The 15,772-nt window shown below is 54.3% G+C and carries 17 protein-coding genes; 6 read left to right on the plus strand and 11 right to left on the minus strand.

All coding sequences use genetic code 11. From position 1 onward, the window contains the following. Positions 1-6 precede the first annotated feature (6 nt). Genes ACAF76_RS15450 through ACAF76_RS15460 form a run of 3 tightly spaced genes read left to right on the plus strand, consistent with a single transcriptional unit; the run spans position 7 to position 2,460 of the window. A complete protein-coding gene (locus tag ACAF76_RS15450; protein ID WP_400164298.1) occupies positions 7-678 on the plus strand; it encodes an ABC transporter permease in 672 nt (223 codons plus the stop codon). Further along, positions 675-1,415 carry a phosphate ABC transporter ATP-binding protein gene (locus ACAF76_RS15455; RefSeq protein ID WP_400164299.1) on the plus strand — a complete coding sequence of 247 codons (741 nt, stop codon included), beginning with the start codon at positions 675-677 and terminating at the stop codon, positions 1,413-1,415. The genes ACAF76_RS15450 and ACAF76_RS15455 overlap by 4 nt, the downstream gene beginning before the upstream one ends. 13 nt (positions 1,416-1,428) lie before the next feature. Then, positions 1,429-2,460: a ThiF family adenylyltransferase gene (locus tag ACAF76_RS15460; RefSeq protein ID WP_400164300.1), complete on the plus strand. Its 1,032-nt coding sequence runs from the start codon at positions 1,429-1,431 to the stop codon at positions 2,458-2,460. A 49-nt stretch (positions 2,461-2,509) separates the two neighbouring features. On the opposite strand, the gene thrS is transcribed toward ACAF76_RS15460, so the two are convergent. The 5 genes from thrS to ACAF76_RS15485 form a co-directional block, all read right to left on the minus strand. Further along, a complete protein-coding gene (gene thrS / locus ACAF76_RS15465) occupies positions 2,510-4,423 on the minus strand; it encodes a threonine--tRNA ligase (RefSeq protein WP_400164301.1) in 1,914 nt (637 codons plus the stop codon). 334 nt (positions 4,424-4,757) lie between these two features. Further along, a complete protein-coding gene (gene ytxC, locus ACAF76_RS15470) occupies positions 4,758-5,687 on the minus strand; it encodes a sporulation protein YtxC (RefSeq protein WP_400164302.1) in 930 nt (309 codons plus the stop codon). 221 nt (positions 5,688-5,908) lie between these two features. Next, entirely contained in the window at positions 5,909-7,015 is a 1,107-nt protein-coding gene (gene mqnC / locus ACAF76_RS15475; RefSeq protein ID WP_400164303.1) for a cyclic dehypoxanthinyl futalosine synthase, read from the minus strand. Between the two features lie 166 nt (positions 7,016-7,181). Next, positions 7,182-7,400 carry a hypothetical protein gene (locus tag ACAF76_RS15480; RefSeq protein WP_400164304.1) on the minus strand — a complete coding sequence of 73 codons (219 nt, stop codon included), beginning with the start codon at positions 7,398-7,400 and terminating at the stop codon, positions 7,182-7,184. A gap of 101 nt (positions 7,401-7,501) precedes the next feature. Continuing rightward, positions 7,502-8,362: a spore coat protein gene (locus ACAF76_RS15485; RefSeq protein ID WP_400164344.1), complete on the minus strand. Its 861-nt coding sequence runs from the start codon at positions 8,360-8,362 to the stop codon at positions 7,502-7,504. A gap of 232 nt (positions 8,363-8,594) precedes the next feature. On the opposite strand from ACAF76_RS15485, the gene ACAF76_RS15490 reads away from it, so the two are divergent. The 3 genes from ACAF76_RS15490 (at position 8,595) to gerQ (ending at position 10,128) form a co-directional block, all read left to right on the plus strand. Next, the gene (locus ACAF76_RS15490; RefSeq protein WP_400164305.1) at positions 8,595-9,161 is read left to right on the plus strand and encodes a YqaA family protein; all 567 of its coding nucleotides are present in this window, start codon (positions 8,595-8,597) and stop codon (positions 9,159-9,161) included. A gap of 86 nt (positions 9,162-9,247) precedes the next feature. Further along, positions 9,248-9,670, plus strand: a complete 423-nt coding sequence (locus tag ACAF76_RS15495; RefSeq protein ID WP_400164306.1) for a cell wall hydrolase — start codon at positions 9,248-9,250, stop codon at positions 9,668-9,670. 29 nt (positions 9,671-9,699) lie between these two features. After that, on the plus strand, positions 9,700-10,128 hold the full coding sequence (gene gerQ / locus ACAF76_RS15500) for a spore coat protein GerQ (protein ID WP_400164307.1): 429 nt from the start codon (positions 9,700-9,702) through the stop codon (positions 10,126-10,128). A gap of 123 nt (positions 10,129-10,251) precedes the next feature. On the opposite strand, the gene ACAF76_RS15505 is transcribed toward gerQ, so the two are convergent. The 6 genes from ACAF76_RS15505 to ACAF76_RS15530 form a co-directional block, all read right to left on the minus strand. Beyond that, a complete protein-coding gene (locus ACAF76_RS15505) occupies positions 10,252-10,704 on the minus strand; it encodes a PilZ domain-containing protein (protein ID WP_400164308.1) in 453 nt (150 codons plus the stop codon). A gap of 27 nt (positions 10,705-10,731) precedes the next feature. After that, complete coding sequence (locus ACAF76_RS15510; protein WP_400164309.1) at positions 10,732-10,908, minus strand: hypothetical protein; 177 nt, start codon at positions 10,906-10,908, stop codon at positions 10,732-10,734. A gap of 97 nt (positions 10,909-11,005) precedes the next feature. Continuing rightward, complete coding sequence (locus tag ACAF76_RS15515; RefSeq protein WP_400164310.1) at positions 11,006-12,259, minus strand: enhanced intracellular survival protein Eis; 1,254 nt, start codon at positions 12,257-12,259, stop codon at positions 11,006-11,008. Positions 12,260-12,399: 140 nt separating this feature from the next. Beyond that, positions 12,400-13,473, minus strand: coding sequence for a branched-chain amino acid aminotransferase (locus ACAF76_RS15520; protein WP_400164311.1), 1,074 nt, complete (start codon positions 13,471-13,473; stop codon positions 12,400-12,402). 106 nt (positions 13,474-13,579) lie between these two features. Next, complete coding sequence (locus ACAF76_RS15525; RefSeq protein WP_400164312.1) at positions 13,580-14,674, minus strand: P1 family peptidase; 1,095 nt, start codon at positions 14,672-14,674, stop codon at positions 13,580-13,582. Positions 14,675-14,716: 42 nt separating this feature from the next. Further along, positions 14,717-15,643: a dipeptidase gene (locus tag ACAF76_RS15530; RefSeq protein WP_400164313.1), complete on the minus strand. Its 927-nt coding sequence runs from the start codon at positions 15,641-15,643 to the stop codon at positions 14,717-14,719. Positions 15,644-15,772: the final 129 nt, after the last annotated feature.

Consider the following 15,772-nt stretch of genomic DNA (forward strand, 5'->3'; position numbering starts at 1 on the left):
GCAGCCATGTATATGTCAGCAGATGTAGGAGAGATCATCTGGCTCTCCCTGCAGGTAACTACAACTTCGGTCTTAATCGGCATGCTGATCGGCATCCCGCTCGGAGCATTCCTAGGACTGTCCACTTTTCCCGGAAAGCAAATCGTCATCGCGATCGTCTACACCTGTATGGGACTGCCGCCGGTACTCGTCGGTGTGCTCGTCTACCTGCTGCTCTCCCGCTACGGACCGCTTGGCTTTCTGGACTTGCTGTTCAGCCCGGAGGCGATGATTATCGCCCAGGTCGTACTGGTCACCCCGATACTCACCGGATTGTCGATGGCCGCCGTCCACGCCAAGGAAAGCAGCTACTGGGAGACAGCGAAAAGCCTGGGGGCAAGCCGCTTGCAGCTGATGCTGACGATCATCCGGGAGGCCAAAGGGGGCATCTGGGCAGGTGTGGCGACAGCGTACGGGAGAGCGATCTCCGAAGTAGGAGCGGTCATGCTGGTCGGCGGAAATATCGAGCATCACACGCGGGTGATGACGACTGCGATCATTTTGGAAACGCGGACTGGCAACTTTGCCGCGGGCTTGCAGCTCGGGCTCGTGCTGATGGCAATCAGCTTTGCGTTTAACAGCTTCCTGCTCGTCGGGGTACTCAATCAAATGAAAAAGGGACGGCGACACACCACATGAAGCGACTGGAATTGCATAATCTGAAAGTGAGCTACGGACAGCGCACCGTTTTGCAGGCGGAGCGGATTGCCTTTGAGCGCGGCCGCTTCTACGGCGTGGTCGGTCCCAGCGGTTCAGGAAAAAGCACGCTTTTGCGCATCATCAACCTGCTGGAAAAGCCGCAGACAGGGACGCTGCACTTTTTTGGCACGGAGCTGGACCTCGCCTCGCTAAGCTACCAGAAAGGGCTGCCGATCCAGCGGCAGATGGGCTACGTGGCGCAAAAACCGGCGATGTTCCAGGCGACCGTGTTCGACAATGTCGCCTTGGGGCTGCGCTACCGCAAACGGGACAAGAAAGCGATCCGCCCGCTGGTCATGGATGCATTGGAGCTGGTGGAAATGGCTTCCCTCGCCAACCAGCGTGCGGATACCTTGTCAGGGGGCGAAGCGCAGCGAGTCGCTCTCGCCCGCGCGCTCGTCTTCGAGCCTGCCCTGCTTCTGCTCGATGAGCCTACTGCCAGCCTCGATCCGTACAACATTTCCATTTTTGAACGGGTGATCCAAACGATTCATCAAGAACGACAGACGACGATTTTGATGATTACGCACAATTTGCCGCAGGCCAGGCGTTTGGCCGAGTCGTGCCTGTTCGTCTACCAGGGGGAGATTGTCGAGCAAGCAGAGACAGAATCGTTTTTCAACCGTCCTGCTTCGCCGATGCTGCAGGATTTTGTCTTGGGCAGGATGATCTGTTGAGGGGGGATTCGGGATGGACAACCGCTCGCGTTATTCCAGACAAGTATTGTTTGCGCCGATCGGAGCGAAAGGACAGGAGCTGCTCGGGCAAAAAAAGGTTGCCGTCGTCGGCATGGGCGCGCTGGGCACCGTTCTCGCCAACCATATGGTCAGAGCCGGCGTCGGGCATGTGCGTCTGATCGACCGGGATTTTGTCGAGCCAAGCAACCTGCAGCGACAGATGCTGTACGACGAGCAGGACGCTGCCGGGCATCTGCCCAAGGCAGTAGCTGCCGCCAGCAAGCTGAGAGCCATCAACTCACTGGTGCAGGTGGAAGAAATCGTAGCCGACCTGCACGCGGGCAACGCGGAAAGTCTCCTCGCCGATGCCGACCTCATTCTCGATGGGACGGACAATTTTCAGGTGCGCTATTTGCTCAATGATGTCGCCGTCAAACACCACATTCCCTGGGTGTACGGCGGTGCCGTCCAAGCAAGAGGGATGTACGCAGTGATCAGACCGGGTGAGACGCCGTGCTTTCGCTGTCTGTTCCCCCATCCGCCTGCCGGACAGGGCGAGACATGCGATACAGTAGGAGTCATCGGTCCGATTATTCACGTCATCGCCTCGTACCAGGCGACGGAGGGACTGAAGCTGTTGACGGGGGCATACGACGTCCTCAATCCCAATCTGGAACAACTCGATCTGTGGGACAACGACTCGCTGTCCATCCCGCTGGCCAACGGGCGCAGCCCTGACTGTCCCGCCTGTGGAAATGGGAAGTTTGACTACCTGGAGATCGGCGGCGCACAAAGTGATGAGTTTGCCAGCTTATGCGGGCGGGATACGGTACAGATTCGTCCGGCGGCTCCACACAAGACCGATTTTCAGAAGCTGGCCGTGCGCCTGGAAAAGCTCGGTCGGATCGAGCAAAATCGCTTTTTGCTGCGGTTTGAAGTGGACGGCCACACGCTCGTCTTCTTTGCCGACGGACGCGTGCTGGTGCAAGGCACCGATGACATTGCCACTGCGCGCACCTTGTACGCCAAATACGTAGGGCACTAAAAAAGGAACTGCTCTCTTCTGTGAGGAGCAGTTCCTTTTTTCGATGTTGCTATTTCAGTTCCTTGATCTCGGTCGTGATTTTTTCGATAAAGGCATCCACGGTCATCGAGCCTTCGTCCCCTACACCGCGGCGGCGTACGGACAGGGCACCTTCTGCCACTTCTTTTTCCCCGATGACGAGCATGTACGGGATTTTTTGCACCTGGGCTTCGCGGATTTTGTAGCCGATTTTCTCATTGCGCGCATCCAGTTCCACGCGAATACCAGCCTGCTGCATTTTTTCCTTCACCTGCTCGGCGTACGCCACATGCGCCTCGTTGATCGTCATCAGACGCGCCTGTACCGGTGTCAGCCAGGTCGGGAAAGCACCCGCATAGTGCTCGATCAGGATGCCGATGAAGCGTTCCATCGAGCCGTACATCGCGCGGTGAAGAACGACCGGACGATGCTTTTCGTTGTCCTGTCCGACGTAGGTCAGGTCGAATTTCTCCGGCATCTGGAAGTCGAGCTGGATCGTTCCGCACTGGTGGCGGCGCTTCAGGGCGTCGGTGATCTGGAAGTCGATCTTCGGACCGTAGAAAGCACCGTCGCCTTCCTTGATCTCATACGGCATGCCCGCTTCCTCCAACACGCGCTTCAGCGAGCTTTCCGCGATTTCCCACAGTTCATCGGAGCCCATGGAATCCTCTGGACGAGTGGACAGGGCGACGCTGTATTCGAAGCCAAACACTTTGTAAATGCTGTCGATCAGCTTGATCATGGACTTGATTTCGCTTTCGATCTGGTCAGGACGGACGAAGACGTGAGCGTCATCCTGGCAGAACGTGCGCACCCGCAAAAGCCCGTTCAGCGCACCGGAGTACTCGTGGCGGTGCACCTGTCCGAACTCGGAAAAACGAATCGGCAGGTCGCGGTAGGAGTGCATCGTGTTTTTGTAGATCAGCATGTGTCCCGGACAGTTCATCGGCTTCAAGGCGTATTTCGTATCGTCCACCTCGGAGAAGTACATATTCTCGTGATAGTGGTCCCAGTGACCGGATTGATGCCAGAGACGTTCGTTCATAATAAACGGAGTGCGAACCTCTGTGTATTGCGCCAACTGCTGCAAGCGGCGGGAGAATTGTTCCAGCTCGTTGCGGACGATAAAGCCGTTTGGCAGGTAGAACGGCATGCCCGGCGCTTCCTCGGAGAACATGAACAGTTCCAGCTCTTTGCCCAGCTTGCGGTGATCGCGTTTTTTCGCTTCTTCGATGAAGTGCAGGTATTCGTCCATCTCCGCTTTTTTCGGCCAGGCTGTCCCGTATACGCGCTGCAGCACCTGGTTATCGGATTTGCCGCGCCAGTAGGCGCCTGCTACGCTCATCAGCTTGAATGCCTTGATGTAGCCGGTAGAAGGCAAATGCGGACCACGGCACAGGTCGAAAAACTCGCCTTGCTCGTAAATCGTGATCGTCGCATCTTCCGGCAGGTCGCGGATCAGCTCGAGCTTCAGGTGATCGTCGATGCCCTCGAAAATCTTGATCGCTTCTTCGCGGCTGACGACTTTGCGCTGGATCGGCAAGTCTTCCTTGATGATTTTTTCCATTTGCGCTTCGATCTTGGCAAGGTCCTCTGGTGTCAGCGAAACGGGGATGTCCATGTCGTAGTAAAATCCATCCTCGATAACCGGACCGATGCCGAGCTTGACCTCTTTGCCGTAAATTCGCTTGACAGCCTGCGCCAGCAAGTGGGCAGTGCTGTGGCGATACACTTCCAGCCCTTCCGGTGAATCGAGCGTGACGATTTCAATCGCCGCATCTTCTTCCAATGTCGTGTTAAGATCGACGACCTTGCCGTCTTTTTTGCCTGCTACCGCCTTTTTCTTCAGGCTGGCGCTGATTGCGCCCGCGATGTCGGCGATGCTGACCCCTGCTTCAAACTGACGTACTGCTCCATCTGGAAACGTAATGTTGATTTGTGCCACTTGTTTTCTTCCTTCCTTTTTCCTGCGTAATTGTAGTGAGAAAATAAAAAAACACCCATCCCACAAAGGGACGAGTGTTGTCTCGCGGTACCACCCTGATTCAAGCTTGTCTGCGACATAGGCAAACAAACTTCTTCATTGGCATAACGGCTTGTCACCGGCGTGCCGTTACTGAAAGCATGAAATGCTTCGTTCCCGGCAGCAACTCGAAGGGGGTAGATCCAGATGCGTTCGCAGCGGGCTTCCAGCCAATGTCCCGCCTCTCTGAAAGCGACTTGGCACAAGGTCCATGTCCTTCTCATCGTATTTTGCGTACTGTGCAGTTGTTAACTCATTATAGTTTAGTCGGATTGTGCGCGTCAAGTAGGCGTCTGCCCGCACGGCAAAGCTGACACGAATGGCAGGTGGTCAAGCGATTGTCAAAAATGCTGCGGATCATCGGGACCAGCGCCGGTTTGTCCGAAGCCATGTGCAGCACGATGCTTTTCGGTGCCAATGTGACGAGCGCACTGACGAGATAATCCTCGTCCCGGTATTTTTGCTCTTCCAGGCTCAACACGGCATCCAGCTGCTCCAGCCACAGGCGGTTTCCTTTTTTATCATAAAGGTGGAAAGGTTTGTCCACACTAGGAACGACGTGTACGACCTCCTGCTTGATGTCCTGCACGGAGATGAAATAGCGCAGCAGTTCGACGAATTCGTGGTACTGCTTATCCTCGAGATAGTCGTCAATAGCTGTCTCGATCGATTCGTACAATTCCTGCCAATGCTCCTGCAAGCGAAAACGGACGAAGCCGGACAGATTGACTGACCTTTCCTCTTCGAGATAATCAAACGCTTTTCGATATACTTTTGCCTTTCGCGTCGTCGCGGTAAACAGCTCGTGCGCGAGCCCGTCAGCCAGATCGCTTTCCTGGCAAATGCGATTGACGTAGGGGATGATTTCCGGCCATTCCTCTTCCAACTGCTCTGCTTCCAGCAATTGCGCCGCGATTTCGTCCATGACCTGCGGCTCTTTTTCCTCCAGAACCCACTCGGCAATGGTCAGGGCTACGAATGCTCTCGCCCACTCGATGGTTTGGGCGTCATACTCCCGTTCGCACCAGCTTTGAAAGTGAAACAGGACGTACTCCCCCTGCTCCAGCTCCTTGTATGTAATGCGCACTGGTGCGGTGTTGACCCGTTCTGTCATCTTGTTTACGATACTGCGATACGTGTCGCGAAGCGCAGGGACCTTTTCCACCCATACACGGAATGACTGCATGCCCATCCCCCCAACCGCAAATTGTAGTTACAGTATATGTCCCGCAGTAGGCGATATACTTTTAAACGGTTGGAAACAGCGAACGGGTGCATGCCATGCTGCTAGAGCGGAAGCTGTAAAAGAGTGGGAGGAGTATCAGTAGGCGGACAACAAAAACACGCTTCCCAGTTCGTTCCACCTGACATAACAGGGAAACCGGGAAGCGCGTTGCGTATTGCTTTTTAGTTTTGCATCACAAAATCGCGTTCGGCTGTCTCGCCTTCCTTGAAGATGCGCAAGATGTTGTACTGGGTGTCGCGTTGTGCGGGGATTTTGCCTGTACCGCGAATCAACTCCAAAATCTGGTTGGTGTTGACCTTGTATGTACACGCAGCGGCAGAGACGACGTTTTCCTCCATCATCGTCTGACCGAAGTCATTCGCCCCGTAGCGCAGGGAAAGCTGTCCGTATTCCGGTCCCATCGTCACCCAGGAGGCTTGCAGGTTCTCCACATTATCGAGCATCAGTCGGCTGATCGCCAGCGTTTTCAGATATTCCTCCGGCGTGTTGTTGACGGCTTTCATGTTGGTGTTATCCGGCTGGAACGTCCAGACGATAAACGCCTTGAAGCCGCCAGTCTCGTCCTGTGCCTCGCGGATGCGCATCAGGGAGAGGACGCGCTCCTCCATCTCTTCGCCAAAGCCGATGACCATCGTCGCCGTTCCAGGCAGTCCGGCGCGATGAGCCGCCTTTTGCGTCTCGATCCAGTCTTTCCAGGAGCCTTTGAGACGGGAAATTTTGCGGCGCGTGCGATCGTCCAAAATCTCTCCACCTGCTCCCGGCAAGGAATCGAGTCCGGCCGCTTTCAGCTCGCGCAGCACATCCTCCACGCTCATGTTGGAAACTTCGGCGATTTTCAACACTTCTGCCACTGACAGAGAGTGCATCGTGATGTTCGGGAAACGCTGCTTGATGGCGCGCAGCAAATCGGTGTAATACTCCAGCTTCAGGTCGGGATTGGTCCCGCCTTGCATGAGAATTTCCGTGCCGCCGACGTCGACGGTTTCCTGAATTTTTTGGAAAATCGTCTCTCTGGGGAGAACGTATCCTTCTGCGGATCCCGGCGGGCGGTAAAAGGCGCAGAAACGGCAGTACGTGTCGCAAACATTGGTATAGTTGATATTGCGGCTAATGACAAAAGTAGCAATTGGGTCCGGATGCCATTTTTCCATGACCAGATTGGCGTAATGGCCTATTTTTTCGATCTCGTCACTCGCGAACAGTGCCAGACCGTCTTCCAGGCCCAGACGTTCTCCTGCGAGCGCCCTTTCCAGGATGCTGTCGATCATCAGGATCACTCCTTGATTCCTATACGTTGTTCCATATCACAACACATCATACCATATGACAATCCCCCCGGCTATAGCTGGGGGGTAAGCACCTTCCGACAGGAAAAAACAGACAGCCCCGCGTCGTATACCGTGCGGGGCTGTCTTGTCAGCTAGATGGACAGCGTTATTCAAAACCGATTTCTTCGTATACTTCTGCTTCCCAGTAAATGACCGAGCCTGCCAAAGGCACATTCGTCTCGCGAGCGCCATTTGGTTTGCCGTTAAAATAAATGATCTCCGTGACAGAGATACGGTCGTTGCGGACATCGATTTCACCAGATAGCTGCAAATTGGTACCATCCGGTGCGTAGTAGACGACTTTCCCCGAACCTAGCGTTTTCATGGCTCCTCCTGCTGGTTTGTCTTTTCTTTCTATAGTAATGGATATTCTTTCCTATCGTCAATGACAACCGCAGCTGTTTTTAATCCGTACTTCCCAGTTGTTCACGTCGTTTTTTTGCGTCCGCGAGGCTGTTTTCCTTCTGTTTGCTGGGTCAATACACCTATCTGGTCTTCCGCTTCGTTGTACAGCACTGCTGCGGACAGGGACGCATCATCTGCGGTTACGGACAGGATCGAATTGTCCTGCGTTGCTGCAGGTACGTACGGATAGTTGGCATTGACCGCGCTGTATGGCTGTTCCCCGCCGATCACAGCCCCGTTATTGCTATTAGGCGACTGTGTAGCTGGCACCTGGTAAGGGGCAGTGTTTGACGGGACAGACGTAGCAGCCGGATTCGGCTTGTCGAGCGGCTGGTACCCGCGAAGGAGCTGCGCGTTTGCCTCGACAGGGAGAACGGCCAGTGGGTACAAGCCTTTTCGCTGCATGTAGCCCCACACTTCGTACGCCTGATGCGAGCAGTTGACTGCACCGTTCACGAGCATCTCGCGAATGTGCGGATGTGCCGTCTCCAGCGCTGCTGCCATTTTTCCTTTTGCCCCTGCCTTGTGCATCCCGAGCAGGGCTGACGCGATGTCCCGGTTGTCGACTGGCGCTGTCTGCACGGGTGCAGACTGCTGGGTCGCAGACTGGTGCAAGCCGGACATCATGCCCGCTCCCGTGTACGGCTGTGTGCGTGGCCGATACGGCACGCTTTCCCCTGCTCCCAAGCCGTTCACCATATGGACCATGGCATTGTACTCCTGCAGCATGAAATTCATCTGATGGTTCACAAGCTGGACCAGTTCCGGGTCCGTCGCATAAGGCGCGTATAGCTGCACCGTATTCAGTGCGTCAAGGGCGTTGTTCAATACTTCGTGCAGCTCGATCACTTCATGGGCTCCATACCGCTGATGTCCGTTCATCACATCGGTAACCTCCTTCTAGGCTGTGGTGGTTCGCTTTCCTATTTTCTGGACGAAGCGAAAATCTTTAACAGTATGTCCAACCGGACTGCAGCCTAGAAGCGTGACGGGGAAGTGCAAAAAGCGAACCGGTCTTTGTCTTTGGACAACTTCATATTATAGTAGTGAGGTACCGATGCGCCGGGTGCGCGCAAGTAGTAAAGAGAAAAGTCGATACTCGAAGGAGAAACCGATGTTTGCACAACTTTCGCAGTTTTTCATGGATTACGGAAATTGGGGGCTGTTTATTGTCTCCCTGCTGGATTCGTTTTTGCTCCCCCTGCCGCCTTTTTTTCTGCAAATCGGACTCAGTCTGATTCAGCCGACGGAGGCGCTCTGGATTGCCCTGATCGCCTTTACCGGTTCCTTGCTGGGAGCACCTGTCGGATACGTGATGGGCAAATGGCTGGGACAACCCATCCTGAACCGGCTGCTGCCGGAAAAGTGGACGCTTCTGGCGACCAAGCAGTTCGAAAAAAACGGGGATGCCGCCGTACTGGTCGGCTCATTTACTCCGATTCCATTCAAGGTGTTCACCATCTTGTGCGGCGTTTTCAACTATTCGCTGACAAAACTGATGCTCTTTGCCATTCTCGGGCGGGGAATGAAGTTTTTTTTGATCGGATTTTTGTTCTATTTTTACGGGAAGCATGCCAAGGAGCTATTGGATACATACATGGAAGCCAGCCTTTTGGCTGCAGCCGCAGCAGTGGCGATCATCTGGATCGTCGTGAAGCAGCTCGCAAAAAAGCGGCGGTAGAGCGGCAGGAAATCTCGCCATTGTCATTCACCCATCACAGTACCACCCATATATTGATACTGTGAGTTTTCGAGGAGGTGAAGCACTTGGCGGTCATCAAAGCAAACAGCAGCGATGTGGATATGCTGGCAAGGCTGATGCGCGCAGAGGCGGAAGGAGAAGGCCAGCTCGGCATGCTGATGGTGGGCAATGTCGGGGTCAACCGCATTCGTGGCAACTGCCTTGATTTTCGAAATATCCGCAGCGTTCGGCAGATGGTCTATCAATCCCCCGGCGGCTTCGAAGCAGTCCAGAAATCGTATTTCTATCAGCCTGCCCGAGACAAGGATAGACGTCTGGCGAGACGTGTCATTAAAGGCGAGCGGCAGCATCCGGCATCCAATGCGCTCTGGTTTTACCGTCCGACAGGAAACTGCCCGCCTACCTGGTGGAACCAGCAAAATTCTGGCCGCTTCAAGGCACACTGCTTTTTCGTCCCATCACGTGAGGATTGTCCAGAAGTGTTTTGAGAACAGACAGAAAAAGGAGCGAGTACATCATGAGTCAACAAATGCCCTATCCTTCGTTCGGGTATGAAATGTATCCTTCTGCCCAGTATCCATACGGCTTTGCCCCACAACCGCAAATGCAGCAGCCGCAAATGGTGCCGATGCAGCCAAGCGGCCAGATGATCCCCGGCCTCCCGCTGGCACCCGGACAGCAGCCGTTCGTCGAAGAGTCCTACATCGAGAACATCTTGCGCCTCAACCGCGGAAAAGTCATTACAGTCTACCAAACATTTGAAAACAATACCCAATGGAACGCCAAAATTTTCCGCGGCGTACTGGAGACCGCAGGCCGCGACCACATCATCCTCAGCGATCCGCAAACGGGCAGACGCTACCTGCTTTTGATGGTCCATACCGACTACATTACCGCTGATGAAGAGCTGAACTACTTCGCGCAGCAAGCGCAGCCAATGCGGTAAACAATCGTACAACAACAATCGTTCCCACAAAAAAAACAGTCCCTCGCTGGCGGCAGGGGCTGTTTGGTTTTCATTTGAGAACGCCTCATCCTCCATAGGAGCGTACAGAGTGCAAAATGCGTCCTATGTGTTTTTTCGCTGTTCCAGCAAAAATTCCCGGCGATCGCCAGAATACGTCCGTCCTTCGTAAGCGACACGCCGGTTTCGGAAGCGAATCGCAATTTGATTGACCAGCCGGTTGATTTCCAAATGCTGTGACTCGTCCATCGTGAAGCGGACCGCGTATTCGTAAAATTCATTTTCCCATGGAATACTGCGAACGACGTGTCCATACATGGAAATCTTTTTCCCGCACAGCTCCGTATCGAATTGCAGGACAAGCTGATCGCTGGCAGGCATTTTCAGATGGGACAGAAAGCGCAGTCCGCCCGCCCCCAGGTCTTCGATCAATACCCGAGTGCTGCCAGTTTCCAGCGTTTTGCCTTTCACGAGAACGATTGTCATATCCGCGCACAAGGGAGGATCCAGATTCAGCCGAAAGAATTCACGCTTATGTCCCACTGTAATGCCATTCATTGCGTTCACCTCTTTCGAACAGGGCTGTTACGTTTTCGGCGGTCCCGGGGGATACATATCCTTTTTGTTGATGTTATGGGTCTCCCACACATGCTGACGGTCGAAATGAAACGAGTCCTGACGATTCAATTTGAACAAAAGTTTCACCACTACCCAGATGACCAACAAAAAGCCGAAGAAAACAACCAGTGTAAGATAAATCATCGGCAAAGCCCCCTCCCTTTTTACCATCATATGGGGGAGGGCCGCCGAACTTGCTGGCTGAACCTGAAATTATGTCATTTTCGTGACGATTCGATTGTCAAAAAGCCGTCATACAGGTCGGTTTGGACAAGCCGGCGAACAGATGCTGCACGAGCGGCAGCTTGCTCTCATCGTCCAGCTCTGCCAACCCGTACAAATACAGCTTCTCAAAGCTGACGACTCCCATCGCCAAAGAAGAGAAGTCCGAGATGTCCATGGTCACCTCTGCGTCGGCCTGTCCGCCATCCACTACCTGCGGCAGCCCTTCCTCGAACTGGATGAGCCAGGAGCCGTCGTTTTCCGGTATAAACGTGTCGCGGAGCGTAAAGCGGACGAGACAGCTTTGCGTGCCAAAGCGATTGCGGGACAACTGATGGAAAAACAGTGGAACGTCGATAATCCGGTACATCAACCCGACCCCTGAAGCGTTGCTCTCGTGATAGATGCTGGGCAGCATCCGGTTCGAGCCGTTGCCGGGATCAGACAGCAGGTGCTGGAAGTGCTCGTCCTGCGTCGAGAGCAGGATGCGCTGGACCTGATCGGCCTGGCTATGCAGGAAAGAGAGAAGCTGCGCAAAGGCCTCCCGCGTCTCGTAGATGAATTCATCTACCGCGATGTTATTGTATCCTCTGTTTTCCGGATGGGCTCGTTCGAAACGGAAAGCGAGATAACCGCCAAGTCCGCCTTCGCGATCGCGGCTGCCCACGACGATCCGCTGCGGCTGCTCCAGAAACTGCCTGACTTGCGTCTCGTTGCGGCTAATCATGCCATGCGTCTTTCGCACCACCCGGTTGTAACAGGCAAGCACATCCTCCTTGTCCGCGATCCCCAGATAGGCAATCTCGCCCTTGTTGCGATACGGCAGACTGGACGGTTTGATTTTGTACTGATTGATTTTTGAGCCGATGCCAAAGCCCATCTGTTTGTAAAAGTCGACGCGAAACGGATAGAGGGATACGAGACTGATCCCGCGCTCGCGATACGAATACAGGAAGCTGTGCAGCATCTGCTTGGCGATCTTTTCCTTTTTGTACAAAAGATCGACCGCGACGGAGCCGATCCCGCCCGTCAGCATTTTGGTGCCGTGGACATTCATGGAAAAGTCAAACCATTTCATGGTCCCGACCAGTTTCTCGCCACGGTAGCATCCGTGAAAACTGGCATGTGTATCGTTTTCGATCGTATCTTTGACTCTTGCGGTATAGAGCTGTCTGTTTGCTTCGGTCAACAGCTCGTTCCCCGGGTAGGCCATCCCGATGATTCTTACAGCTTCCTCAAGGTCTGCCAGCGTGACAGGACGAATCTCTTCCACGATCGTATCAACACCTCCATCGTTCTACTTCTATATCATTCTATTCCTTCACAGAAAATGGTAAAGCAAGATTCCAGATTATTCAAGATAAAGTAAAAATCCCACCTGCCCGAAACAGGCAGATGAGATTTCGTACTAGCTTACTCTTCTACTTTGACAGACCAGCCAAAAGGATCTTCTGCCAAACCATACTGAATGCCGGTAATGCTGTCATATATCTTTTGCGTCAGGCTTCCGGTCTCGCCACCGTTGATTTTCATAATGTTGTCGTTCCAGCACATCTCGCCGACGGGAGAGATAACCGCAGCCGTACCTGTACCGAACGCTTCTTCCAACTGGCCGTTTTGATGGGCTTGCAGCAGTTCTTCGATGGAAATGCGCTTCTCGATGACAGGCATTCCCCAATGTTTCAGCAGTTGGATGGTGGAGTCGCGGGTGATCCCCTCGAGGATGCTGCCGTTGAGCGCCGGAGTCCAGATTTCGCCGTTCACTTTGAAAAAGACGTTCATGCTGCCTACTTCTTCGATGTATTTGGTTTCAATAGCGTCCAGCCACAGAACCTGCTCGTAGCCCTTGGCATGCGCTTCGGTCTGGGCTTTCAGGCTGCCCGCGTAATTGCCTGCGACCTTGGCATTTCCGGTACCGCCGCGCACGGCACGGACAAAGCTGTTTTCCACGTAAATTTTGACAGGCTTCATCCCGCTCGCGTAGTACGCTCCTACCGGGGACAGGAGAATCAACAGCTTGTAGCTGTGGGCGGCACGTACGCCGATGTACGGCTCCGTGGCGATAACGAACGGACGAATGTACAGCGAAGTCGATTCTTCTGTCGGAATCCACTCTTTTTCGATGCTGACCAGCTTTTGCAACGCCTCCAGCATGAGCGCTTCGTCCACTTGCGGCATATCCAGTCGAGCAAGCGAGCGGTTCAGCCGTTTGAAATTCTGGTCAGGACGGAACAAGCGGACTTCCCCGTTCTGGTTGCGATACGCCTTCAGTCCCTCAAACACAGCTTGGCCGTAGTGAAACACCATCGCCGCAGGATCGAGCACCAGCGGAGCGTACGGGACGATTTGCGGATCGTGCCAACCTTTTCCTTCGGTGTATTCCATGCTAAACATGTGGTCGGTAAAGTGAATGCCAAATCCAAGCTTGTCGCTGGCAGGCTTCTCTTTTTTCTGTTCGGTCAGTTGAATGCGTAGCTGACTCCCCATCTTTCTCCATCTCCCTTATCGTAATCCTACTCTCTTTCTAGTACGCCATAATGTCGTCAAAATAGCAACAATTTTGGCGGATTTCCAGTGAAAGTTTCTCCGTCTGCTAGGCTTTCTCAGCGTCTGCTGCGAGTTGGCCGATATCCAGCGCATGGACGATGCGGCCTTTTCTGCCGGTCGTCGTCTCCGCCTGCGAAAGCGCGTTGTAGATCGCTTCTTCGGTAGCCTCAGCACAGGCTGCAAACAGGTCGTTCATCACCGGATGGTCTTCGCGAAGCTGCCGGCGCGTCTCCTGCCAGCTGTCCGACTGGTGGGATATCTTGTGCGCAGTGGAAAAGGCGATGACGATGTCGCCGCTGCCGTGGCCAAAATGGCTGCCCGTCCGTCCCAGGCCAATGCCCGTCCGCTTGGCGAGGCGAAGCAGTTGGCGGTCACTGCAAGGGGCGTCTGTCGCCAGCACGATGATGATCGAGCCGTCGGCAGGATTTGGCAGGGCGGGTATTCCTGCTTTTTGGGCTGCAATCAACTGCGGCAGGCGCAGCTCTTCCCGCTTGCCGAAATTGGACAGCACCAGTGCGCCAACCGTAAACGATTGGTCATCGTCAACACGCACAACCCGCGAAGATGAACCGATCCCGCCTTTGTAGCCAAACGTGATCATGCCCTTGCCGGCACCGACCGCTCCTTCGGCTACAGGGTCTGTCGACGCGCTGCGGATGGCCTCGATCGCATGCTCCGGCTTTACCGGACAGTCGCGAATCGAATTGAGATAACTGTCGTTGCACTCGCCTACGACGATGTTGATCGTCCCTGTCGTCTCCCCGATCTCCTCGTGCTCCTGCAGCATGTACTGCAAGGTGCCTTGCGTGACAGCGGGGACGGAAAACGTGTTGGTCAGCATGATCGGCGATTCCAATACCCCCAGCTCGTTTACCTGTACGAGCCCGGTCGTCTTGCCAAAGCCATTCAGAACGTAGCTGGCCGCTGTCACCTTTTCCCGAAACAGGCTGCCGCCATGAGGCAGGATGGCGGTAACTCCGGTGCAGGCATACTCCTGCTGCTCCTCGTCGAGCGGATAGTCGAGCGTCACATGCCCCACGCGCACGTCTGCCACATCGGTAATGTCGTTCTTCTCGCCTGTCGGCAGCCCTCCGACGGTAATGCCGTATGCGCGAATTTTCTGATTTCCTGAATAGGCCATGATGCCGTTCCCTTCCTTTTCTTCACAGGTCTTTGTCTTCGTTTAGGACGGGCGGTTGCGCAAGAAATTTTCCCCGGCAAAACCGCGCACTTCTTCCTCGGAATAATGCTTGAGCAGTTCATTGATCAGGTTGTAGCTGACCCCGGCGTGCTCCAGTCCCACGATCTTTGTATTGATCCCGTCGAAATCAGAGCCAAGCCCGATGTTGCGGACGCCGCCCAGTGAGCAGAAATGGTCGATATGCTTGATGAGATCGGGAATCGTCACCGTCTCCTGATCGTTGATAAACCATGTGCAGTAGACGACATGCAGGGTACCGCCTTTTTCAAACAGCGCCTTTGCCTGTTCATCCCGCAGATTGCGCTGGTGATCGAGCAGCGCTCTGGCATTGGAGTGGCTGGCGACCGGGTACTTGGCCAGTTCAATGACATCCCAGAAGCTGCCTTCGCACAGATGCGAGACATCTGTCAGAATTTTGTGTTCATTGTGAAACTTTACGACCTCCCTGCCGAACAGCGAGAGCCCTCCGTTACGCGGCTCGTCGGCACCATCCGCAGCCAGGTTGGCGTAGTTCCAGGTCAGGCCGACAGCGCGCACGCCCAGCTCGTAAAAGAGCTGCAGCTTTTTCAGGTCGTTGCCAATCGGCTCGACGCCCTCCAGCGTGAGCATCGCTCCCACTTCGCCGTCCTGCAGCTTGTCAAAGTCGCTCCAATCCTTGATCTGTTTCATTTCCGGGTTCTTTGCCAGCACTTCTGTCTGGAAGTAGTAAATCTGGTCGAGCGCGGCCTGGAAGCGATGCTCTGCCTTCAGACTCGGAGGCGTGAAAATAGCAAAGCTCTGGACCTTGACACCGCCCTCGAGGAGGCGCTGCTTGTTCGTGTCCAGCTCCGGCGAATCGGCAAAAGACAGTTTTCCCTCTGCGAGCCACAATTTGTACAGCACGTCGCAGTGCAGATCAATGATACCCATCATGTGTCATCCCAACCTTTTTTTGTGACTTATTTGAATTATTGCACCTCATTCAGTTGTAAGGTAATGTATTTCTAATAGGAAAGCAAATAAAAGATTGCCATTTCGCTCATCAAAATTTCGCATAAT

It is taken from the genome of Brevibacillus sp. TJ4 (assembly GCF_044627595.2).
Classification (GTDB): domain Bacteria; phylum Bacillota; class Bacilli; order Brevibacillales; family Brevibacillaceae; genus Brevibacillus.

What these genes read in the sequence shown, in the direction of transcription:
- ACAF76_RS15455 (WP_400164299.1), top strand. Translation starts at nt 675, where the DNA reads ATGAAGCGACTGGAATTGCATAATCTGAAAGTGAGCTACGGACAGCGC.
- ACAF76_RS15485 (WP_400164344.1), bottom strand. Translation starts at nt 8,362, where the DNA reads ATGAACGGACATCAGCGGTATGGAGCCCATGAAGTGATCGAGCTGCAC.
- ACAF76_RS15490 (WP_400164305.1), top strand. Translation starts at nt 8,595, where the DNA reads ATGTTTGCACAACTTTCGCAGTTTTTCATGGATTACGGAAATTGGGGG.
- ACAF76_RS15505 (WP_400164308.1), bottom strand. Translation starts at nt 10,704, where the DNA reads ATGAATGGCATTACAGTGGGACATAAGCGTGAATTCTTTCGGCTGAAT.
- ACAF76_RS15460 (WP_400164300.1), top strand. Translation starts at nt 1,429, where the DNA reads ATGGACAACCGCTCGCGTTATTCCAGACAAGTATTGTTTGCGCCGATC.
- ACAF76_RS15450 (WP_400164298.1), top strand. Translation starts at nt 7, where the DNA reads ATGTATATGTCAGCAGATGTAGGAGAGATCATCTGGCTCTCCCTGCAG.
- ACAF76_RS15520 (WP_400164311.1), bottom strand. Translation starts at nt 13,473, where the DNA reads ATGGGGAGTCAGCTACGCATTCAACTGACCGAACAGAAAAAAGAGAAG.
- ACAF76_RS15530 (WP_400164313.1), bottom strand. Translation starts at nt 15,643, where the DNA reads ATGGGTATCATTGATCTGCACTGCGACGTGCTGTACAAATTGTGGCTC.
- ACAF76_RS15480 (WP_400164304.1), bottom strand. Translation starts at nt 7,400, where the DNA reads ATGAAAACGCTAGGTTCGGGGAAAGTCGTCTACTACGCACCGGATGGT.
- ytxC (WP_400164302.1), bottom strand. Translation starts at nt 5,687, where the DNA reads ATGCAGTCATTCCGTGTATGGGTGGAAAAGGTCCCTGCGCTTCGCGAC.
- ACAF76_RS15510 (WP_400164309.1), bottom strand. Translation starts at nt 10,908, where the DNA reads ATGATTTATCTTACACTGGTTGTTTTCTTCGGCTTTTTGTTGGTCATC.
- mqnC (WP_400164303.1), bottom strand. Translation starts at nt 7,015, where the DNA reads ATGATCGACAGCATCCTGGAAAGGGCGCTCGCAGGAGAACGTCTGGGC.
- gerQ (WP_400164307.1), top strand. Translation starts at nt 9,700, where the DNA reads ATGAGTCAACAAATGCCCTATCCTTCGTTCGGGTATGAAATGTATCCT.
- ACAF76_RS15525 (WP_400164312.1), bottom strand. Translation starts at nt 14,674, where the DNA reads ATGGCCTATTCAGGAAATCAGAAAATTCGCGCATACGGCATTACCGTC.